General features: G+C 59.1%; 21 protein-coding genes. 12 read left to right on the forward strand and 9 right to left on the reverse strand.

Annotated elements, in window-relative coordinates; translation table 11 throughout:
• The first annotated feature begins 27 nt into the window (after window positions 1–27).
• Both M2367_RS07665 and M2367_RS07670 read left to right on the forward strand, forming a co-directional pair.
• Window positions 28–582 carry a bifunctional 2-polyprenyl-6-hydroxyphenol methylase/3-demethylubiquinol 3-O-methyltransferase UbiG gene (locus tag M2367_RS07665; RefSeq protein ID WP_259236327.1) on the forward strand — a complete coding sequence of 185 codons (555 nt, stop codon included), beginning with the start codon at window positions 28–30 and terminating at the stop codon, window positions 580–582.
• A gap of 280 nt (window positions 583–862) precedes the next feature.
• Window positions 863–2,032: a dicarboxylate/amino acid:cation symporter gene (locus M2367_RS07670; RefSeq protein ID WP_259236328.1), complete on the forward strand. Its 1,170-nt coding sequence runs from the start codon at window positions 863–865 to the stop codon at window positions 2,030–2,032.
• Window positions 2,033–2,101: 69 nt separating this feature from the next.
• Here M2367_RS07670 and M2367_RS07675 read toward each other — a convergent pair whose 3' ends face one another.
• The 8 genes from M2367_RS07675 to M2367_RS07710 all read right to left on the reverse strand — a co-directional run bounded on the left by M2367_RS07675 (window position 2,102) and on the right by M2367_RS07710 (window position 7,839).
• On the reverse strand, window positions 2,102–2,470 hold the full coding sequence (locus M2367_RS07675; protein ID WP_259236329.1) for a VOC family protein: 369 nt from the start codon (window positions 2,468–2,470) through the stop codon (window positions 2,102–2,104).
• A 28-nt stretch (window positions 2,471–2,498) separates the two neighbouring features.
• Entirely contained in the window at window positions 2,499–3,368 is an 870-nt protein-coding gene (gene tesB, locus M2367_RS07680; RefSeq protein ID WP_224432529.1) for an acyl-CoA thioesterase II, read from the reverse strand.
• A 179-nt stretch (window positions 3,369–3,547) separates the two neighbouring features.
• Window positions 3,548–4,471 (reverse strand): 23S rRNA pseudouridine(2605) synthase RluB, encoded by a 924-nt coding sequence (gene rluB, locus M2367_RS07685; protein WP_042040305.1) that lies wholly within the window; start codon window positions 4,469–4,471, stop codon window positions 3,548–3,550.
• A 142-nt stretch (window positions 4,472–4,613) separates the two neighbouring features.
• Window positions 4,614–5,186, reverse strand: a complete 573-nt coding sequence (gene scpB, locus M2367_RS07690) for an SMC-Scp complex subunit ScpB (RefSeq protein ID WP_042040304.1) — start codon at window positions 5,184–5,186, stop codon at window positions 4,614–4,616.
• Window positions 5,170–5,403 (reverse strand): hypothetical protein, encoded by a 234-nt coding sequence (locus tag M2367_RS07695; RefSeq protein ID WP_259236330.1) that lies wholly within the window; start codon window positions 5,401–5,403, stop codon window positions 5,170–5,172. The genes scpB and M2367_RS07695 overlap by 17 nt, the downstream gene beginning before the upstream one ends.
• Window positions 5,393–6,217, reverse strand: coding sequence for a ScpA family protein (locus M2367_RS07700; RefSeq protein WP_259236331.1), 825 nt, complete (start codon window positions 6,215–6,217; stop codon window positions 5,393–5,395). The genes M2367_RS07695 and M2367_RS07700 overlap by 11 nt, the downstream gene beginning before the upstream one ends.
• Before the next feature lie 31 nt (window positions 6,218–6,248).
• Window positions 6,249–6,869, reverse strand: coding sequence for an L-threonylcarbamoyladenylate synthase (locus M2367_RS07705; RefSeq protein WP_042040300.1), 621 nt, complete (start codon window positions 6,867–6,869; stop codon window positions 6,249–6,251).
• 82 nt (window positions 6,870–6,951) lie between these two features.
• Entirely contained in the window at window positions 6,952–7,839 is an 888-nt protein-coding gene (locus M2367_RS07710) for an RNase RNM (RefSeq protein WP_042040299.1), read from the reverse strand.
• 433 nt (window positions 7,840–8,272) lie between these two features.
• Here M2367_RS07710 and M2367_RS07715 point away from each other — a divergent pair, with 433 nt between their 5' ends.
• The 10 genes from M2367_RS07715 (at window position 8,273) to M2367_RS07760 (ending at window position 19,603) form a co-directional block, all read left to right on the forward strand.
• Window positions 8,273–9,886 (forward strand): anthranilate synthase component 1, encoded by a 1,614-nt coding sequence (locus M2367_RS07715; RefSeq protein WP_259236332.1) that lies wholly within the window; start codon window positions 8,273–8,275, stop codon window positions 9,884–9,886.
• A gap of 102 nt (window positions 9,887–9,988) precedes the next feature.
• Window positions 9,989–10,588: an aminodeoxychorismate/anthranilate synthase component II gene (locus M2367_RS07720; protein WP_224432527.1), complete on the forward strand. Its 600-nt coding sequence runs from the start codon at window positions 9,989–9,991 to the stop codon at window positions 10,586–10,588.
• Window positions 10,589–10,598: 10 nt separating this feature from the next.
• Window positions 10,599–11,612, forward strand: a complete 1,014-nt coding sequence (gene trpD, locus M2367_RS07725; protein ID WP_259236333.1) for an anthranilate phosphoribosyltransferase — start codon at window positions 10,599–10,601, stop codon at window positions 11,610–11,612.
• 44 nt (window positions 11,613–11,656) lie between these two features.
• A complete protein-coding gene (trpCF, locus tag M2367_RS07730; protein ID WP_259236334.1) occupies window positions 11,657–13,072 on the forward strand; it encodes a bifunctional indole-3-glycerol-phosphate synthase TrpC/phosphoribosylanthranilate isomerase TrpF in 1,416 nt (471 codons plus the stop codon).
• Between the two features lie 197 nt (window positions 13,073–13,269).
• The gene (gene trpB, locus M2367_RS07735; RefSeq protein ID WP_224432524.1) at window positions 13,270–14,478 is read left to right on the forward strand and encodes a tryptophan synthase subunit beta; all 1,209 of its coding nucleotides are present in this window, start codon (window positions 13,270–13,272) and stop codon (window positions 14,476–14,478) included.
• Window positions 14,475–15,281, forward strand: a complete 807-nt coding sequence (gene trpA / locus M2367_RS07740) for a tryptophan synthase subunit alpha (protein WP_259236335.1) — start codon at window positions 14,475–14,477, stop codon at window positions 15,279–15,281. The genes trpB and trpA overlap by 4 nt, the downstream gene beginning before the upstream one ends.
• Window positions 15,282–16,478: 1,197 nt before the next feature.
• Window positions 16,479–17,909, forward strand: a complete 1,431-nt coding sequence (locus M2367_RS07745) for a hypothetical protein (RefSeq protein ID WP_259236336.1) — start codon at window positions 16,479–16,481, stop codon at window positions 17,907–17,909.
• An 83-nt stretch (window positions 17,910–17,992) separates the two neighbouring features.
• Window positions 17,993–18,859: a hypothetical protein gene (locus M2367_RS07750; RefSeq protein ID WP_259236337.1), complete on the forward strand. Its 867-nt coding sequence runs from the start codon at window positions 17,993–17,995 to the stop codon at window positions 18,857–18,859.
• A gap of 286 nt (window positions 18,860–19,145) precedes the next feature.
• A complete protein-coding gene (locus tag M2367_RS07755; protein WP_259236338.1) occupies window positions 19,146–19,388 on the forward strand; it encodes a DUF3297 family protein in 243 nt (80 codons plus the stop codon).
• A gap of 77 nt (window positions 19,389–19,465) precedes the next feature.
• Window positions 19,466–19,603, forward strand: a complete 138-nt coding sequence (locus M2367_RS07760) for a hypothetical protein (protein WP_259236339.1) — start codon at window positions 19,466–19,468, stop codon at window positions 19,601–19,603.
• 104 nt (window positions 19,604–19,707) lie between these two features.
• Here M2367_RS07760 and M2367_RS07765 read toward each other — a convergent pair whose 3' ends face one another.
• Window positions 19,708–20,076: a DUF1428 domain-containing protein gene (locus M2367_RS07765; RefSeq protein ID WP_259236340.1), complete on the reverse strand. Its 369-nt coding sequence runs from the start codon at window positions 20,074–20,076 to the stop codon at window positions 19,708–19,710.
• Window positions 20,077–20,101: the final 25 nt, after the last annotated feature.

Here is a 20,101-nt window from a genome sequence, read left to right on the forward strand (position 1 = left end):
TTCTCTCTCTATTGCCCCGAGCCCCCGATGCCAGCTGCTCTCCCTCTCGATCTCCTCCCCCGTGCCCCCCTCCATCACAGCTTCTGCCATGAGCTGGCCCCCGGCGCGCATCTGCTCGATGCGGGTTGTGGCGAGGGGCAGGATGCCCGCCATTTCCAGCAAAGCGGCTATGTGGTGAGTGCCATCGAGGTCGATATCACCCTGGCCAGGCGCGCTTCGCGTCATGCGGAGTTACCGGTGCGAGTCGGCGACATCAGTACGCTGCACACAGTGGTGCCCTTCGATGGCATCTGGGCCTGTGATCTGCTCCCTCATCTGCCAGCCTGCCAGCGGGCATTGATGCTGACCAGACTGGCCGCCTTGCTCAAGAGCGGGGGCATCCTCTACTGCAACCTCCCTCTCGGTGAGCGGCTGATCCTGCCAGCGGAGAGTGACCGCCCCGAGGCAGAGGCCAGGATGGATGCCGATGAGCTGGCACTGCTGAGCTCCCACTCGCTGCATCTGATCCGGCAGTGGCAGGCTCCCCTGCCCCCGGAGCCCGAGACCCGAATCTGGCGCCATCTGTTGCTGCGCAAGGGCTGACTCTGATCGATGGATGGGCTCGGTCAGAGTCCGCTACCGACGACTCCTCTGGCCCGAATGAGTGGCGCCCCCGGCCTGGTATTACCTTGTCTTCATGGGCGGGCCAACCCAGGCCATCCGGCACCTGGCTCGCAGGCGCATCTATCGGATAGATGCATCCTTCACAATACTTAACACCACCATAACAAGGCATAGACAGACATAAGAGTGTATATGTGTTAAAAAGCCGCACTAAATTCAGAAGACAATAACAAGTCAGACACTCATACCGGATCTGCCCATGAAACTCGTGCTCAAACTCCTCGCCGGCATCCTCGCCGGTCTGCTGCTCGGCCTCTATGCCCCCGACTGGGTCGCCCGTCTGCTGTTCACCGCCAAGACGGTGGTCGGCCAGCTGATTGGCTTCACCATTCCGCTCATCATCTTGTTCTTTATCACCAGCGGCATCGCCAGCTTGCCAAAGAACTCGGGCAAGCTGCTCGGCAAGACGGTGGCCCTGGCTTATGGCTCCACCATTTTGGCCGGCACCTTCGCCTTCACCCTGGCCAGTCGGCTGATCCCGACCCTGACCGAGGCCGCCACCGCCAGCGCGGATCCGGCCAGCAAGCTGGTCTCCTATATCAACATGGAGATACCACCGCTGTTCGGGGTCATGTCGGCCCTGGCCGCCGCCTTCATCTTCGGGATCGGCATCAGCGCCAATGAGGCCACTGACTTGCGTCGTATCGCCGATCAGGGCCGCGATATCATCGACCGCCTGCTGGCCCGGGTGATCATTCCCTTGCTGCCCATCTATATCGCCGGTGTCTTCGTGGAGATGACGGTGGAGGGCACCGTCTTCACTACCCTCAAGACCTTCGGGGTGGTGCTGGTGATGGCGATCATGATGCACTGGATCTGGCTCTGTGTGCTGTTCGTCGGCACCGGGCTGGCCCTTGGCCGTTCGCCGCTCATGCTGCTCAAGAACATGCTGCCCGCCTACTTCACGGCCCTGGGCACCATGTCCAGCGCCGCCACCATCCCGGTGGCCCTGCGCGCCAGCCGTCAGAACGGGGTGAGCGAGGGGATTGCCAACTTTACCGTGCCCCTGTGCGCCACCATCCATCTGTGCGGCTCCACCATTACCCTGGTGACCTGTGCCACCGCCGTCATGTACCTCTCCGAACACCTGGCCATCCCGGGCTACGGCACCATGTTGCCCTTCATCATGATGCTTGGGGTCATCATGATAGCGGCGCCCGGCGCCCCGGGTGGCGGCGTCATGTCCGCCCTGGGCCTGCTCACCTCCATGCTCGGCTTCGGTGAGGCCTCCATCGCCCTGATGATCGCCCTCTACCTGGCCCAGGACAGCTTCGGCACCGCCTGCAACGTGACCGGTGACGGCGTCATCGCCCTCTGGGCCGATCGCTTCGCTCAGCGTGATAGCACCTCACGGTCTGAAGCAGCCTGACTCTGACGGTCATAAAAAAACGGGAGCCATTGGCTCCCGTTTTTTTATGGCTCAGCCCCCGAGGGGCCTTTACTCACTCAGAGGCTCGTTAAAGATGAATCTGTTGCCGAAAGGATCCCAGATGGTCATCTCCCTGCTGCCCCAGGGCATGGTTTCGATGCCAGGTCTGGCATTGCCGTATGCTTTCGCCAACAAGTCGCCATGCAGCTCATCGAGCCGCTGAGTGCTCAGGCGCAGCGTCGCCCCCGGGCAGGCATCTCCATGATGCTCTGATAGGTGCAAGACCCAGTATCCTCGGGAGAGCTGCACATAGAGCGGCAGCTCAGGGGCGAACCTGTGTTGCCAATCCAGGCTGAAACCGAGGAAATCGAGGTAGAAGCTACGCATCTTGGCCTCATCGAAGCTGCGTAGCACAGGGACTATCGCGGGCATTGTCATGGCTTGTTTCCGTCCATAGTCCCCATCATCACTTGCTCCCCCGGCGGCGGATCACTCCTTCCTGGGCGGTGCTCGCCACCAGCACCCCGTCCCGGGTAAAGAACTGGCCGCGCACCAGACCACGGCCGGCGCTGGCGCTCGGGCTGTCCACCACATAGAGCAGCCAGTCATCGAGGCGGAAGTCCCGATGGAACCACATGGAGTGATCGATGGTGGCCACCTGTATGTCTGGTTCCCAGTAAGAGACGCCGTGAGGTTGCAGGGCGGCAAACAGGAAATGGAAATCCGAGGCGTAGGCCAGCAGGTACTTGTGCACCCTGGGATCATCCGGCATCTGGCCATTGGCCTTGAACCAGACGTGGCGCAGCGGCTCGTGGACATCCGGCCGGATCGGATCGACCAGGGTCACCGGGCGAATTTCGAGGGGCTTCTCGCACAGGATCTTGTCACGCAGAGCGGGCGGGATCTGATGCTCATAGGGACGCACCAGCTCCAGCTCGCTCTTGAGCAACTCAGGAGGCGTGATCCCCTCCGGCATGCTGATCTGATGCTCGAAGCCCTCGGCCTCGACTTGAAAGGAGGCGTTGAGGTAGAAGATGGGCTTGCCGCCCTGAATGGCCTTGACCCGGCGGGTGGAGACGGTCTGACCGTCGCGGATGTTCTCCACGTCGTAGACGATGGGTCTATTGGCATCCCCTGGGCGCAGAAAATAGGAGTGGAAGCTGTGTACCTGACGATCGGCGGCCACCGTCTGCTTGGCGGCTGACAACGCCTGCCCCATGACCTGCCCGCCGAACACGGCTCTCAGGCCGAGATCCTGGCTCTGGCCCCGAAACAGGCCCTCTTCGATCTTCTCCAGCGCCAGCAGTGCCAGCAGCTCATCCAGTACCTTGCTCATTAGTTTCTCCTGTATCCGATAGCCAAAGGCTAACAAGGAGCCAGGGCCGAGGCAACCTCCCTTTCCCGCGGACAGGGTTGAGGCGCACAGCCCCGGGCCCTGTGGCGCCCCCATAAAGAACAGGGCCCGCACTGAGGAGTGCGGGCCCTGTTTTCGCGTCAGTCAGCATGACTGGCGGCTTACTTGCTGCCGGTACCCGAGTTGCGGGTCGAGGAGGTCGGCTTGCGACGGGCACTCGCAGTGCGGGCACGGGGCTCCTGGCCTTGCATCTCTTTGTGGCGTTTGACGGCGCGGCGGATCTGGGCGGCCTGCTTGTGACGGGTGCTCTTGCCCTCTTGCTGCAGATCGACCTTGGATTCGGTCTCGTAGTTCATGTGGACCAAACCGCGCAGGTAGTTCACTTCCTGCAGTTTGAGCTCTTTCCAGCCACCACGGGGGATGCCGCGATCCAGGGTAACGTCGCCGTAACGCACCCGCATCAGGCGGCTCACCTGCACTTCCTGGGATTCCCACAGGCGGCGCACTTCACGGTTGCGACCCTCGGTCAGGGTGACGTTGAACCACTGGTTCAAGCCTTCGCCACCGGCTGCCTTGATCTTGTTGAACTTGGCCAGACCATCTTCGAGCTGCACGCCCTTGCGCAGACGCTGCAGCATGGCCTCGGTGATCTCGCCAAACACCCGCACCGCGTATTCACGCTCCACCTGGTGGCTCGGGTGCATCAGGCGGTTGGCCAGTTCACCGTCGGTGGTGAACAGCAGCAGACCCGAGGTGTTGACGTCCAGACGTCCGACCGCTATCCAGCGGGCACCATCCATCTTGGGCAGACGATCGAACACGGTCGGACGACCTTCCGGATCGTGGCGGGTACACATTTCGCCTTCTGGCTTGTGATACGCCAGCACACGGCAGATCTGCTCTTCGGCAGCACGGGTCTTGATCTGATGACCATCCACCCGGATCACGGCGTTCACTTCGACGCGATCTCCCAGTGTGGCAGCCTTGCCATCCACACTGACCCGACCTGCGGTGATCAGGGCCTCCATCTCACGACGGGAGCCGTGACCCGCGCGGGCCAACACTTTTTGCAGTTTTTCACTCATCGGGGTTACCTGATTGTTGTTCCCTGTCCGGCATGCCGGGCAAGGGTAATGACTGTGGTGGATCCCAGACGGGGATCCGCCACCGCTTCAATGATTAAGATACCGCACTCACCAGATCGCACCGCTCATTCGACCGGCTTGCTCAATGGGGAGCGCTCTCCTCGCCCAGCATGGCGGACAAGGGTTGTTGCAGTTCAGGATCCAGCTCGGGGAGCTGTTCCAGGCTCTGCAGATTAAAATAATCGAGAAATTCTCGGGTGGTGGCGAGCAGCTCGGGCCGACCCACCACCTCTTTGTGGCCTATGCTGCGCACCCAGCCACGCTCTTTCAGGGTATTCACTATCTGGCTAGAGACCGCCACCCCACGGATGGCTTCGATCTCGGCCCGGGTTATCGGCTGACGATAGGCAATCAGCGTCAACGTCTCCAGCACGGCCCGCGAGTAACGCGGCGCCCGCTCGCTCCACAGCCGGGAGAGCTCTTCGGCATACTCCTGGCGCGCCTGAAAGCGCCAACCGGAGGCGACCTCCTTGAGCTCCACCCCCCGCTCGCTGTAATCCTGCTTGAGCTCGGCCAGCAGCAGCTGCACGTAACGGCTGGTCACCGGATAATCCGCCAGCACGCTGCCCTTGAGTTCGCTCACCGTCAAGGGCCGACCCGCCACGAACAGCGCCGCCTCGAGCAGGGTCTTGAGCCGTTCAGCAGGCAGGGCCATGACCACTCTCCTCCAGGCTTGCCAGACCGCGCTCGCCAAAGATGGCCGCAGCGCAAAAATCGCGGGGCGCAGCATACCACAAGTCGGCTGGCGAATTAATGAACTCTCGCGCGTGAATGATGACGATGGCCCCCGGATCCCCTTCCGACGGGAGGGCCATGGCCGCCCCTGCCGCCATCGCGGCGGGCAGGGCCAGCCACATTGACTCATTGCTCATGTCCGCTCGCCTCTTCTATCTGGCTCGCCAGGGCGAAATGGATAGGGCCCAGCGGCTCGGCCTGCAAGATCCAGATAAGCTGCTCCTTGCACAGCTCAAGCAGGGCCAGAAAACTGACCAGCACTCCCATGCGCCCCTCTTCGACGCGCAGCACATCGGCCAGCTGCAGCGTCTGTCCCAGGGAGAGCAAGGCGAGAATTTCGGCCATGCGTACCCGGGTCGGGATCTGCTCGCGGCGGATCTGGTGATGCTCAAAATGCGTCGCGCGTTTTACCACACTTTGCATGTAGAGTGCGAGCTCGACCAGGGAGACATCGGGTGACAGCGGCTTGAGGGCGCCAAAATCCGGTGGCAATGCGGCGGCAATAAAAATCTCCCGCTCCACCCTGGGCAAGCCATCGAGCCGCTCGGCACCATGCTTGAAGCGCTCATACTCTTGCAGGCGGCGAATGAGGGTGACCCTGGGATCCTCCCCCTCGTCTTCGTCTTCCAGCTCGGGCGCCTTGGGCAACAGCAGCCGGGATTTTATCTCCGCAAGCCAGGCCGCCATCAGCAGATATTCGGCTGCCAGCTCCAGATTGAGCCCCTGCATCAGCTCCACATAGCGCATGTACTGGGTGGTGATCTGCAGGATCGGCAGGTTGAGAATATCGAGTTGCTGGCGACGGATCAGGTAGAGCAGCAGATCCAGCGGCCCCTCGAAGGTTTCGAGAAACACCTCCAGCGCATCCGGGGGGATGAAGAGATCCTGGGGCAGCTCATGATAGGGCTGCCCCAGTACGGTCGCGATGGGTGTGGCCACCATCGGCGTCATCTTCTCCCTCTCATGGGATGGTGCGCTGGCCTCATTCAAACGGAGTGGGATCTCCGGCGCCACGGCGGCGCACCACGGGGTCTTCGTCGGAGAAGTCGACCACAGTGGTCGGCTGCTCGCCGAGGTAACCGCCATTGAGCACCAGGTCCAGCTGCTTGCCGAGCTTGTCGGCGATCTCTTCCGGGTCAAACTCCGCCATCTCGGATCCCGCCAGGATCAGGCTGGTGGAGAGCAGCGGCTCACCGAGGGCCTCGAGCAGTGCCAGGGCAATGTTGTTGGCGGGCACCCGGATACCGATGGTCTTCTTCTTCTCGTTCATCAGGCGGCGCGGCACTTCCTTGGTCGCCTTGAAGATGAAGGTATAGGCACCCGGGGTATTGCTCTTGAGCAGACGAAACGCGCTGTTGTCCACCTTGGCATAGGTGGCTATCTCGGAGAGATCCCGGCACACCAGGGTGAAATCATGAGTGGGATCGATGCGGCGAATGCGGCAGATGCGCTCGAGAGCGCCCTTGTCGCCCATGTGACAGCCGAGGGCATAGCCCGAGTCGGTGGGATAAGCGATGACGCCACCATTTTGAATGATCTGCACCGCCTGGCTGATGAGACGGGCCTGGGGATTGTCTGGATGTACATAGAAATGCTGAGTCATATATTCCTCCCGGAATAGGGCAGGCTCATCCTGCCTTCAATACAATAGCCACTTTAGCACGCTGCCTATCGGCTGGCGCCACTCAGGTCGCACGGCTCGCCAACAAGCGCTGGTGCTCATCGCTGCTGAGTCCGAAATGGCCCGGATAGGCGAGCCAGAGCGGCGTGCCCTCCTTGGGCAGCCAGAGATGGCGGCCCAGCTCGGTCCAGTTGGACGGGAAGTGAAAATCAGAGCCGACCGACACATAGAGATCGTGATCCTTGGCCCACTGGCCCAGGTTGGCGCGCTCCCCCGGGCTCTGCTGGGGCAGGGAGACCTCCATGGCATCCCCCCCTGCGGCCTTGAACACCACCAGCAGCCGCTTGATCCACTTGGCGGTAAGATCATAACGGCTGGGATGGGCCAGCACCGCCAGGCCACCGGCACTGTGGATCACGGCGATCGCCGCCGCCATCTCGGGCCAATCGGCCGGGGCATAACCCTTGTTGCCCCGGCTCAGGTATTTCTTGAACACCTTCTGCATGTTGTCGGCAATGCCGCGGGCCACCAACACCCGGGCAAAATGCGCGCGAGTGACGGCGGCGTCGCCGGCCAGCTGCTTTGCCTCTTCATAGGTGCCGGGGATCTGGCACTTCTCCAGGCGCCGACCAATCTCCTGGGCTCTGGCCTCACGCCGGGCGAGCTGGGCCGCAAGAAAATCCATCAACAGTGGATTTTTTTCATCCACCCCCAACGCCACTATATGGATCTCGTTATGCTCCCAGGCGGTGGAGATCTCGACCCCGCTCACCAGCCGCAGCGGCAGCTGCTCGGCGGCGATGGTGGCGCGCACTTCGTCAAGTCCGGCGAGGGTATCGTGGTCAGTGACCGCCAACACCTCTACGCCCTTCTCGGCGGCGCGGCGCACCAGGTCCCTGGGCGCCAGCACACCGTCGGAGGCTGTGGTATGGCAGTGCAGATCGAATCGCATTGGCTATCTCGCTCACATGGTTCAGGGCGAATTGGCAAAAGCGACTTGACTTGGTCGCCGCTTTATCGTTTTCTGTAGGCACTTCGATGCCAAGGGCATCCACTCGAATGACAGTCACAGGACTCTATCATGCAAACGACAATCACCCTGAACGCAAACTGGTGGTGGCACATTCCCTGACATGCGGGCGTGTGGTCGTTGCTGTACCTGTAATCTGACAGCAAATAAAGAACACAAAGAAAAAGCCCGCTGACCCCAGCGGGCTTTTTTATTATCCGGTAAATGGACGCGTGATGAAACCGATTAAACAGACATGGCGATGGCAACCCGACTGAAGCGGACAAAACCCACTCAATTTCAAGGAATAGAACGTCATGACTCGCTGTTTTCAATCCATAGGCACACGCCAAGTACCATCGCAAGGGAAGGCCTTATGACTCGTTTATCCCTGGGCGAATTTGACGCCCTCAAGCTCAACGCCCCTTATGTGGCCGACCCGTTGGCCCTGTTCACCCGGCTCTGTCAGGAGAGCCCCAACACCCTGCTGCTCGAATCGGTGGAGATAGACTCCAAGGCGGGCACCCAGAGCCTGCTGCTGGTCGATGCCTGCCTGCGCATCGAGTGCCGGGGCCGCAGAGTGCGAGTGCGCACCCTCAATGACAACGGCCCTGCGCTGCAAGCCTTGTTGCGCGCTCACCTGCCGACCTTCATCAGCCAGGCTGATGCCGATGGCGAACTGGTGCTGGATTTTCCCGCCTCGGATCGGGAGCTGGATGAAGATAGCCGCCTCAAGGGCTATGGCGTGCTGGACGTGTTGCGCACCCTGCAGCGCGAGCTGCACTGCCAACTCGGCAAAGAGGCGCTCTTCCTGGCGGGCACTTTTGCCTATGACCTGATTGCCTCCTTCGAAGATTTGCCCCAGGTGCCGGAGGGCAGCAACGACTGCCCCGACTACTGCTTCTATGTGGCCGAGACCCTGATCACCATCGATCACATCAAGCAGAGCACTCAGCTCAGCGCCTGCCTGTTTGGTGGCGAAGGGGATCTGGACGAGCGTTGTGCCCGGCTGACCGACCGCTTGGCGGCCCTCAAGCTGGCCTGCCAGCAGGACCTCGCCGTCACGCGGACCGCCCCCGTGCTGACGACGGGCATGAGCGTGGACAAGAACGACAAGCAGTTCTGCGCCGAAGTCGAGCGGCTCAAGGGCTTCATCCGTCGGGGCGACATCTTCCAGGTGGTGCCGTCGCGCAGTTTCTCCCTGCCCTGCCCCGACCCGCTCGCCGCCTATCGCCGCCTCAAGCAGACCAACCCCAGCCCCTACATGTTCTATGTGCAGGATGAGGGCTTCACCCTGTTTGGCGCCTCGCCGGAGAGCGCGGTCAAGTTCTGCGCCAAGAGCCGCGAGGTGGAGATGTACCCCATCGCCGGTACCCGCCGCCGTGGCCTCAACCCCGATGGCAGCATCAATCTGGATCTCGATGGCCGCATCGAGCTAGAACTGCGCCAGGACGAGAAGGAGGTCGCCGAGCACCTGATGCTGGTCGACTTGGGCCGCAACGACATCGCCCGCATCTCCGAGCCCGGCACCCGCTACGTGAAGGACTTGCTCAAGGTGGATCGCTACAGCCATGTGATGCACCTGGTCTCCCGGGTGGTCGGCACCCTGAGATCCGATCTGGATGCCCTGCACGCCTATCAGGCCTGCATGAACATGGGCACCCTGACCGGCGCCCCCAAGCTGCGGGCCAGTGAGCTGATCCGTGAGGTGGAAGGGCGCAGACGCGGCAGCTACGGCGGCGCCGTCGGCTACCTCAACGGCGCAGGGGAGATGGATACCTGCATCGTGATCCGCTCTGCCTTCGTCAAGAATGGCATCGCCCATGTCCAGGCCGGTGCCGGTGTGGTCTATGACTCCAAGCCCCAGATGGAGGCGGACGAGACCCGCGTCAAGGCTGCCGCCGTGCTGGCCGCCATCGCCGCCAGCCATGGCACCTCACTGCAAGCCCTGAGCGCCCAGCAGGAGCAACATAAGGACGTGAGCCAATGAGTACCGGATCAACAGCCACTAACATCTTCCTGCTCGATAACTTCGATTCGTTTATCTACATCACCTTGGCCGATCAGTTCCACACTTCGAAGGAGCAGTCCCATGACTAACATCTTCCTGCTCGATAACTTCGACTCCTTTACCTACAACCTGGTGGATCAGTTCCGCACCCTCGGCTATCCGGTGCGCATCTATCGCAACAGCCTGCCGGCGACCCGCATCATGGCGGAGATAGAGTCCTGTGGTGGCGACGCCGTGCTGGTGCTCTCCCCGGGCCCTGGCGCCCCCCATGAGGCGGGCTGCCTGATTGATCTCATCAAGCTGGCCCGTGGCCGTGTGCCCATCCTCGGCATCTGCCTCGGCCATCAGGCCCTGTGCGAAGCCTATGGCGGCACCGTCGGCGCCGCCGGTGAAATTGTCCACGGCAAGCGTTCCCTGATAGAGCACAACGGCCACGGCGCCTTCGCCGGTCTGCCCAGCCCCCTGCCGGTGGCGCGCTACCACTCCCTGGTCGCCACCTATGTGCCGGAAGAGCTGCAGGTGATTGCCCACTATCAGGGCATGCCCATGGCCATCGAGCAACGGGACGAGCGAGTGCTCGGTTTCCAGTTCCATCCCGAGTCCATATTGACGTGCGAAGGGGCCCGCCTGCTCACCCAGGCCCTCGCCCATATCACCCGTCCAGTTAGTAGTGTGCGGTAAGGAGACCCTCATGCAGCATCATCTCAACACCCTCTATCAGGGACAGTCTCTCTCCCGCGACGAAGCCCGTGACGCCTTCGGTCAGGTCGTGCGCGGCGAAGTGGACCCCATAGTGCTCGCAAGCCTCTTGACTGCCCTCAAGCTCAAGGGCGAGACCCCCGAAGAGATAGCCGGCGCCGCCGAGGCGCTGCTGGCCGAGGCCCGGGATTTTCCGCGCCCCGATTACCCCTTTTGCGACATCGTCGGCACCGGCGGTGATGGCCTCAATACCATCAATGTCTCCACCACCTCGGCCCTGGTGGCCGCCGCCTGCGGCCTGAAAGTGGCCAAGCATGGCAACCGCTCGGTCTCAAGCAAGTCAGGCTCGAGCGATCTGCTCGACAAGATGGGCATCAGGCTCGACATGAGCCCGGCCCAGGCCCGCCGCTGCCTCGATGAGCTCGGTATCTGCTTCCTGTTCGCCCCCCAGTACCACGCCGGGGTACGCCATGCCATGCCGGTGCGCCAGGCGCTCAAGACCCGCACCCTGTTCAATGTGCTGGGCCCCCTCATCAACCCCGCCCGCCCCACCTATCAGCTGATGGGGGTCTATGCCCCCGAGCTGGTGCGCCCCATCGCCGAAACCCTGCTGGCCTTGGGATTGAAAACCGGTATGGTGGTGCACGGCGCAGGCCTGGACGAAGTGGCCATTCATGGCCCGACCCAGGTCGCCGAGATCCGCGATGGCGAGATTCGTGAGTACTTGCTCACCCCGGCCGATTTCGGGCTCGAGACCTACCCGGTCAGCGCCATTCAGGGGGGCGAGCCGGAAGAGAACCGGGCCATCACCGCCGCCATCCTGGCAGGAAAAGGCACCCAGGCCCACAATGCCGCCATCGCCGCCAACGTGGCCCCGCTGCTGGTGATGGCAGGCAAGGCCCCGGACCTCAAGCGTGCCGCCGCCCAGGTACTGGCCAAGCTCGCCAGCGGCGAAACCAGCGCCCTCGCCCAGGCGCTGGCCACCCTGAGCCATCAGGAGGCATGATGTCAGCGGGACCCAACACAACTAATCGCAGCAAGGATATCGAAATGCTTAACCACCCCTCCCTGAGCCAGACCATTCTCGGCAACATTGTGGCTGCCAAGCAGGAGTGGGTGGCGGCCCGCAAACTGGCCCAGCCCCTCGCAAGCTTCCAGGGCGCGCTGCTGCCCAGTGACCGCGACTTTGAGGGGGAACTGCGGGCAGGCGGCACTCGCTTTATTCTCGAATGCAAGAAAGCCTCTCCCTCCAAAGGCTTAATCCGCGACGACTTCAGCCCCGAAGCCATCGCCGATATTTATGGCAAATACGCCACCGCCATCTCGGTACTGACCGACGAGAAATTCTTTCAGGGGGATTTCGCCTTCCTGCCCAGAGTCAGGGCCAGGGTCAAGCAACCCGTGCTCTGCAAGGACTTCATGATAGATCCCTATCAGGTCTATCTGGCTCGCCACTATCAGGCGGACGCCATCCTCTTGATGCTCTCGGTGCTGACCGATGAGGGGTATCGCAGCCTGTTCGCCGTTGCCAGGGAGCTGGGCCTCGGGGTCTTGACCGAGGTGAGCAACGAAGAGGAGCTGGAACGTGCCATCGCGCTGGGCTCGCCGGTGATCGGCATCAACAACAGAGACCTGCGGGACATGAGCGTGAGCCTGGATCGTACCCGCCAGCTGGCGGCGCGGATCCCAGGGGATCGGGTGGTCATCAGCGAATCCGGCATCCAGGATCGCAGCCAGGTCGCCGACCTGCGTCGCCATGCCAAGGGCTTCCTGGTGGGCTCCTCCCTGATGAGCGAGCCGGATCTGGAGGCGGCGGTACGCAAGCTTGTCCTGGGCCAGAACAAGGTGTGCGGCCTGACCCGCCCCGAAGATGCCGCCGCCGCCCATCAGGCGGGGGCCCTGTTCGGTGGCCTCATTTTTGTGGCGAAAAGCCCGCGCTATGTGGATATCCCGAGCGCCCGCACCGTGATGGCTGGCGCACCGCTTAGCTACGTGGGGGTATTTCGCAATGCCCAGCCCCAGACCATCGCCAAGACGGTCGAGGCCCTCGGGCTCGTCGCCGTGCAGTTGCACGGGGAGGAGGACGCCGCCTATATCGAGGCGCTGCGCCCCCTGTTGCCCGTCCACTGCGAGATCTGGAAGGCGGTCGGCATCACTCTCGATAAGGCAAGTGGCGAGCCGCTGCCCCTCGACTTCCCGGCCGATCGCCTGCTGCTCGACACCGTCGTGAAAACGGCAGTCGGCAGCCAGAGCGGTGGCACCGGCCAGGCCTTCGACTGGACAGTGCTCGACGGGCTAGACAAGTCCCGGCTGATGCTGGCCGGTGGGCTCAACCCGGACAATGCCCTGAGCGCAGCCCAGGTCGGTTGCCTGGGCCTCGATTTCAACTCCGGGGTGGAGAGTGCCCCGGGCCAGAAGGATGCGCACAAGATAGCGGCAGCCTTTGGCGCCCTGCGCCAACTGTAAGCGTGCCCTGCGCGCCCTCTGAACATGCACCAAATTAATGAACTGCGTTTGCCTATAAGCACAAGGAATAATCTATGACTCTGCTCAACCCGTTTTTCGGTGAATTTCGTCGATGACATGTATGTGCCCCAGCCATACGCCTCAGCCCGCCAAGGCTCATACCTGATCTCAATTGCAGAATGTAAAGGAAGATAACCATGACCCTGCTCAATCCGTTTTTTGGTGAATTTGGTGGCATGTATGTACCCCAGATCCTGATGCCCGCCCTGCTCCAGCTGGAGAAAGCCTTCGTGGATGCCAGGGAAGATGCCGCCTTCGTCGAAGAGTTTCAGACTCTCTTGACTGAGTATGCTGGCCGCCCCACCCCACTCACCCTGGCGCGCAACCTGACCCGTGGCACCCAGACCCGCCTCTACCTCAAGCGTGAAGACTTGCTGCACGGCGGCGCCCACAAGACCAACCAGGTGTTGGGCCAGGCCCTGCTCGCCAAACGCATGGGCAAGAGCGAGATCATCGCCGAGACCGGTGCCGGTCAGCACGGGGTCGCCACTGCCCTTGCCTGCGCCCTGCTCGGCCTCAAGTGCCGGGTCTATATGGGTGCCAAGGATTGCGAGCGCCAGAAGCCGAACGTGTTTCGCATGAAGTTGATGGGCGCCGAGGTGATACCGGTGCATTCGGGCTCAAGTACCCTCAAGGATGCCTGCAACGAGGCGCTGCGTGACTGGGCTGCCAACTACGAGACCGCCCACTATCTGCTCGGCACCGCCGCCGGTCCCCACCCCTTCCCGACCATAGTCCGTGAATTCCAGAAGATGATCGGCGAAGAGGCCAAGGTGCAGTGCTTCGAGAAGGAAGAGCGCTTGCCCGATGCGGTGATCGCCTGCGTCGGCGGCGGATCGAATGCCATCGGCATCTTTGCCGACTTCATCCCGGAAGAGGGGGTGCGCCTCATCGGCGTCGAGCCCGGCGGCCACGGTATCGAATCTGGCGAGCATGGCGCGCCGCTCGGTCACGGCAGCAAGGGGGTCTTCTTTGGCATGCACTCCTACCTGATGCAGGACAAGCAGGGGCAAATTCAGGAGTCCTACTCGGTCTCGGCGGGGCTTGACTTCCCCTCGGTCGGCCCCCAGCACGCCCATCTGGCCGCCATCGGCCGCGCCGAATATGTCTCCATCACCGACAAAGAAGCCCTGGATGCATTCCAGGAACTGGCCAGAAGCGAGGGCATCATACCGGCGCTGGAATCCTCCCACGCCCTGGCCCACGCCCTCAAGATGGCGCGCAGCGAACCAGAGAAGGAGCAGGTGCTGATCGTCAACCTCTCGGGCCGTGGCGACAAGGACATCTTCACCGTTGCCGATATTTTGGAAACCGAGAGCTTTGACAAAGAAGGAAGCCGCAAATGAATCGCTACGCACAACTCTTCTCCCGTCTGGAACAGGCCAAGCAAGGCGCCTTCGTGCCGTTCGTGATGCTGGGTGACCCCACCCCCGAACTCTCCCTGGCCATCGTCGATGCCCTGGTCGAGGGGGGCGCCGATGCCCTCGAGCTCGGCATCCCCTTCTCCGACCCGGTGGCGGACGGCCCCACCATCCAGGGCGCGGCCCTGCGTGCCTTTGCCAGCCACACCACCCCGGATGGCTGCTTCGAGCTGCTCACCAGGGTACGTGCCAAGTACCCGCAGATCCCCATCGGCCTGCTGGTCTACGCCAACCTGGTCTATGTGCGCCACATCGATGGCTTCTACGAGAAGTGCCAGCAGGCGGGCGTGGATTCGGTGCTGGTCGCCGACGTGCCGGTGCAGATGTGTGAGCCCTACAAGGCGGCGGCCGATCGCTTCGGCATCGACAGCATCTTCATCGCGCCGCCCAACGGCGATACCGAGACCCTGAAAGCCGTGGCTGAGCTCGGCAGCGGTTACACCTATCTGGTGAGCCGCGCCGGCGTGACCGGTGCCGAGACCAAGGCTGGCATGCCGGTGGATGGGCTGATCAACACCCTGCGCGAGTTCAAGGCGCCCCCCGCCCTGCTCGGCTTTGGCATCAGCGAACCGGCCCAGGTGCGTGACGCCATCCAAGCCGGTGCCGCCGGTGCCATCTCCGGCTCCGCCGTGGTGAAGATCATCGAGACCCACCACAACAACCCGGAACATATGCTCACCCGCCTCAAGGAGTTTGTGGAAGGAATGAAGGCCGCGACCAATAAGTAGGGACAGGTATAGGGTCAGATGCCGTTGACCCTGACCGGCCCGCGTGCGTATCCGCCTTACGCATAGCGGCATAGCGGCAATCGCCGCATCGCCGCATCAAAGGGAGCCTGACCGGCTCCCTTTCTTTTGTCCCCTCTCCCTCCGGGAGAGGGCTAGGGTGAGAGAAATCAGGATTTCCCTTGATTTGGAAGGTTCGAATAGCGAGGCGTATTCGGACGTTCGCGGATTGGCTGTGATGGCGTGGCTTTGCCACGCAGTGGAACTGCCGTAGGGTGCAATAAGCGCAGCGCATTGCACCGCAGGAAATAGTCCGTTCCACGACGACAGACTCTCGCCGGATTCCCGAACCAGCTGTTACCCCCTTGATGCGGCTGCGCCGCATGGAACGCGAGTGCTCCGCCCTCGACGGGGTTTCGCCCGCCCTTCGGGCCTGGGCGAGTGACTTTTCTTTGCGTGGCCAAAGAAAAGTCACCAAAAGAAAGGCCACCCCCGCCAAGCCGCCCGCCTACGGCGGATTCCCTCGCCTCACTCTCTGGGTCGGACGGAACGCCGCAGATGGTACATCCCTGTACCAACTGCGGCTGCGCCGTCATCCCTGACGGCGCCCCTGACCCATTGATCTCGACTCGGCGGCTTGGAGGGGGAGCAAAACCGTGCCAGCCCTCAGCTTCCGCCTAAACCGCAGATATGCTCCCTCTCCCTTTGGGAGAGGGTTGGGGTGAGGGGAGTGTCGGTATTATCTGCGAAATCAACAGTGTACTTAAAAGTGAGATTTCTCACTAATTGGTTGAACCAGCTCAGATTTCTATCAACTTCCTCTTCCCATGCTTCAATCAGAGCCCTTAAGATAGCCAAACGACAATCCATCTCTAGGGAGAGCCCCATGACAGCGATGGTTGCTATCTCGCGGGTGAAAAGCAGCAGACTGGGGGCTGAAACTCAGGGGCGGTAGCCTTGCCGACGCTTGCCATAGCCGACTCCTTCACTGTTTCTTTATACAGGGTAATGGAAGCGTTAAACGAGGAAGTCAAGCGATCACATTCAGCTCCAGAGATAGGTTGGTAACATAATGATTTAAATGAGTTTTTAACGGTAGTAATTGGGGTGTGGCGGAATTATATGGAAGGTTCTGCTATCGGACTTATTCCGCCTTCCATCTAATCACTTTTATGTTGTGATAAGGAACTCTGAATATTCATGGCAAAAAAGAACATATTAACAATTGGCTTCTCATTAGCTGATGAGGATTCCGAGTACAGCGAGTTCGACGCGGACATTTCTCTTTTAGACTGGGATATAGTCCTTTTTAAGCCTGATATTAGAGGATACATCTATAGGCGTGAGAGCACGTTTGAAGGGAATCCGTGTTTATCGGACAACGATTCATTTAAGCTAAAAGCGCAGTCTGAACACTGGCGCAGAGAAATAAAGTCTGCCGTTGAGCACGGAAAGTTAGTAATTGTATTTCTAAGCGATCTTGAAAAGGTGAGCATTGCTACAGGCGAAAAAAAATATTCAGGAACTGGGCGAAACCAAAAAGTCACAAGAATTGTTACCAACTATGATAATTATCAGACTATTCCTTTAGAGCTAAAAGCCCTGAATACAAAGGGGAAAGAAATAAAGCTTTCTGCGAAAAACTCTGAAGCTGTGGCTTCGTACTGGCATGAGTTTTCTGAAATCTCATCTTACAAGGTCATAATCAATGGAGAGTATCCTCCTTGCTTATTGACTAAGCATGGCGACAAGCCTGTTGGAATAGTAGTCAACTCAAAGAACTCCAATGGGGCGATAATATGCTTGCCGGACATAGATTTTTACCAAAAGTCCTTCTTTATTGGTGACGAAGATGAGGAAAATGAAGATAAATGGACTATTGACGCTAAGCAGTTCGCTGCAAAATTTATCCAATGTATAGTCTCATTGGATAAAGCCTTAAAATCTAATGGTGAGTTAACTCCAGAACCCGATTGGGCCAAAGATGCAGAACATAAGCTCAACCAAGAAAATGTCGCGACACAGAAATTGCTAATAATAGAAAAAAGACTTGAGGAGGTACAAGCTGAGAAAGAATTTGTTATCGATCAATTAAAAAGCCTTGAACGATTAAGGCATCTATTATTTGAGAAAGGAAAACCGTTGGAGTATGCGATTCTAGATGCCTTGCATACCATTGGGTTTGAAGTCTCCCAATTCGAGAACGGCGAGTCTGAATTTGATGTAGTGTTTGAGTCAAAGGAAGGTAGATTAATTGGGGAAGCAGAGGGCAAAGACAGCAAAGCAATTAACATTGACAAATTACGTCAACTGGCTTTAAACGTTCACGAAGATCTAGAACGAGAGGAGATTAATGAGCCTGCCAAATCTGTTCTCTTTGGAAATGCCTATCGATTACTTCCACTAAATGAGCGCCCCGAGCCGTTTACCCAAAAGTGTCTTTCCGCCTCAGTTACCAGCTCCACTGCGCTTGTGTTTACCCCGGACCTATTCAAAGTCGCCAAGTATCTGAAAGACAATAAAGACGCAAAGTTTGCGACTAAATGCCGAAAGGTGATATTAAATACGGTCGGCTTAGTTAAATTTCCTGACACCCCAGAACCAGAACAAAAAATTATTGACATCGAATAAATAATTGGAACAACATAACAATGCGTTGCACCGGACAATGCTAGTGAACGCGGTGTTAGGGGGCAATCCTAAAGGAAAATGAGTTGGTAGAAAAAATTGGACACATTAAAAATCCTCTGACGGTGATTGCAATATTTGCTGCAATTGCAGAAATCAGTGGCACAACAGTATTGCCATTTATAGAGTCCGAGAATCAAGGTATATATATTTGGTTTCTAATGCTGTTTCCTGTTTTTCTAGTCGGCATATTCTTCTTAACATTAAATTTCAACCATAAGGTTTTATACGCCCCATCTGACTACAAGAATGAAGATAATTTTCTAAAGTCATTTGGTAAGGCTACAACTGAAGAGAAAGAAGAAAAACTCAGAGAGGAGGTTGAAGAAGCTGAAGATTCATCCTCAACTGAAGAGAATGCATCCGAATCATCAGGTAACGACGCAGAATCGCGAGAAGCTTCAAGCCCATCTGCTCCTTCCAAACATGCGACAAGCTTTGTATTAAATTCAGAGCGCCATGCATCACTGATGGCCAATGTCTTCTTAGCCGAAAAGCTTTCGATCATGAAGTTGTCTAAAGATATGGGGCTCGAATTTAAAACTGACGTACGATTTGAAACTCCTAGCAGTCGCAAAATAATATTTGATGGTCTGGCAATAGACAAAAACAAAATTCACGCAGTAGAGGTCAAACTATTCAGAAATGAGCATGTAAATCCGTCGAGACTAGATAAGGTTTTACTTGAATCCGAGCTAATGGCGAGCCAACTAAAAGGCATCGACTCAAAAGAGTTGGTAATTCACTTTATGGCAGTCGTCGACAATCCGGAAGTGAGTGCCAGTAGAGTAAAAGAACGTTTATCGCGTTATCTAGACAAATACAATGTGAATGTAAAACTTCATGTTGTCACTCTGGATGATTTAAAGAATGAGTACCAATACCGCCCCTAACAAGGCGCTGCTGTTGGACAATTTTTCCGCTGCGATCCAAAATTTCCACAGAGAAAGCAAATTAGGACACCCACCTTTATGAGCTCGTCGCTGCATAGCCAGACAGCCCACATAAAGTGGGTGTCCCTGTGTTGTCCTCCAGTGTTGTCGCTGTCATCATTTTCAGACGCAGCTCGATCTGCTGCTGTAGCGGACCTTGCCCACCCGCAGGGACGCAACCCAGCCTTGAGCCCACGGCGGGCATTGCCTACAATGACCCACTTTTTATCAAACTCAGGTCCATAAAATGAGCGACAACAAACCTGCACTGCCCGACCACCTTGCCGCCAACCCGCGCAGCCCGCACCATGTGGCGGAATGCTTCGAGCACGAGATCGGCATTCGCGTGAATGGCAAGGTACGCACCAATGTCGAGGAGTACTGCATCAGCGAAGGTTGGGTGAAGATCCCCTCCCCCAAGGCCAAGGATCGCTACGGCAACCCCATGCTGATCACCGTCAAGGGCACCGTCGAGGCGTTTTACGCCTAAGGTGCATCTGCTACGGCGCCCCGAACAGGGGGCGATCCTGTTATCCCAAGACACCGGCCTCGCACCGGTGTCTTGTTTTGGGCGCTTGGCGCCAGGCTCAGGAAGGCGGCAACTTCATCGACTCTGTGCATGGCCGGGGTAGCGATCTTGCCCCCTTATCTGCCAGTTCCGGCCTGAACGCCGTGCTGGCAGAGGCCATGGCGCCACTGGGATAGGGAACAGGGGCCAAGGGGATGGCAACACAGTGCCCTGATGCGGGCCCCGATAAAGAAGAGGCCCACCATCAGGCGGGCCTCTTCTTTATGTTAGGGAAAGCAGCTCAGGCGTTGAGTTCAAGCACCGTACTGAACCCGCCGAAGATCATGCGGGCGCCATCGAAGGGCATGGTCTGGTGCATGGGGCTGGCCGGATCCATCCTGGGGTCCTGCATCATCCTGGTCATGGCGTCATCCCGGATGGCCTTGCTCGGCCACTCGACCCAGGAGAAGACCACGGTTTCATCCTCCTTGGCCGCCACGGCGCGGTAAAAGTCGGTCTGCTTGCCGTGGGGCACATCGTCCCCCCAGCACTCCAGCACCCGGGTCGCACCGTACTCGAGGAAGAGGGGGTCAAAGTGCTTGGCATGGTCAATCATGGCCTGCTTGTTGGCCGTGGGCACGGCAATCACGAATCCATCGACATATGACATAACAGCCTCCTTGTTGAGGATCTCA

This window comes from Aeromonas sp. BIGb0445 (assembly GCF_024809075.1).
Lineage (GTDB): Bacteria > Pseudomonadota > Gammaproteobacteria > Enterobacterales > Aeromonadaceae > Aeromonas > Aeromonas rivuli.

Excerpts from the sequence above, each read along its gene's own strand:
- trpA (WP_259236335.1), top strand. The coding sequence starts at position 14,475 with ATGAATCGCTACGCACAACTCTTCTCCCGTCTGGAACAGGCCAAGCAA.
- M2367_RS07700 (WP_259236331.1), bottom strand. The coding sequence starts at position 6,217 with ATGACGCCGATGGTGGCCACACCCATCGCGACCGTACTGGGGCAGCCC.
- M2367_RS07710 (WP_042040299.1), bottom strand. The coding sequence starts at position 7,839 with ATGCGATTCGATCTGCACTGCCATACCACAGCCTCCGACGGTGTGCTG.
- M2367_RS07755 (WP_259236338.1), top strand. The coding sequence starts at position 19,146 with ATGAGCGACAACAAACCTGCACTGCCCGACCACCTTGCCGCCAACCCG.
- M2367_RS07695 (WP_259236330.1), bottom strand. The coding sequence starts at position 5,403 with ATGAGCAATGAGTCAATGTGGCTGGCCCTGCCCGCCGCGATGGCGGCA.
- M2367_RS07670 (WP_259236328.1), top strand. The coding sequence starts at position 863 with ATGAAACTCGTGCTCAAACTCCTCGCCGGCATCCTCGCCGGTCTGCTG.
- rluB (WP_042040305.1), bottom strand. The coding sequence starts at position 4,471 with ATGAGTGAAAAACTGCAAAAAGTGTTGGCCCGCGCGGGTCACGGCTCC.
- scpB (WP_042040304.1), bottom strand. The coding sequence starts at position 5,186 with ATGGCCCTGCCTGCTGAACGGCTCAAGACCCTGCTCGAGGCGGCGCTG.
- trpD (WP_259236333.1), top strand. The coding sequence starts at position 10,599 with ATGCAGCATCATCTCAACACCCTCTATCAGGGACAGTCTCTCTCCCGC.
- M2367_RS07675 (WP_259236329.1), bottom strand. The coding sequence starts at position 2,470 with ATGACAATGCCCGCGATAGTCCCTGTGCTACGCAGCTTCGATGAGGCC.
- M2367_RS07720 (WP_224432527.1), top strand. The coding sequence starts at position 9,989 with ATGACTAACATCTTCCTGCTCGATAACTTCGACTCCTTTACCTACAAC.
- M2367_RS07665 (WP_259236327.1), top strand. The coding sequence starts at position 28 with ATGCCAGCTGCTCTCCCTCTCGATCTCCTCCCCCGTGCCCCCCTCCAT.
- tesB (WP_224432529.1), bottom strand. The coding sequence starts at position 3,368 with ATGAGCAAGGTACTGGATGAGCTGCTGGCACTGCTGGCGCTGGAGAAG.
- trpB (WP_224432524.1), top strand. The coding sequence starts at position 13,270 with ATGACCCTGCTCAATCCGTTTTTTGGTGAATTTGGTGGCATGTATGTA.
- M2367_RS07745 (WP_259236336.1), top strand. The coding sequence starts at position 16,479 with ATGGCAAAAAAGAACATATTAACAATTGGCTTCTCATTAGCTGATGAG.
- M2367_RS07765 (WP_259236340.1), bottom strand. The coding sequence starts at position 20,076 with ATGTCATATGTCGATGGATTCGTGATTGCCGTGCCCACGGCCAACAAG.
- trpCF (WP_259236334.1), top strand. The coding sequence starts at position 11,657 with ATGCTTAACCACCCCTCCCTGAGCCAGACCATTCTCGGCAACATTGTG.
- M2367_RS07705 (WP_042040300.1), bottom strand. The coding sequence starts at position 6,869 with ATGACTCAGCATTTCTATGTACATCCAGACAATCCCCAGGCCCGTCTC.
- M2367_RS07715 (WP_259236332.1), top strand. The coding sequence starts at position 8,273 with ATGACTCGTTTATCCCTGGGCGAATTTGACGCCCTCAAGCTCAACGCC.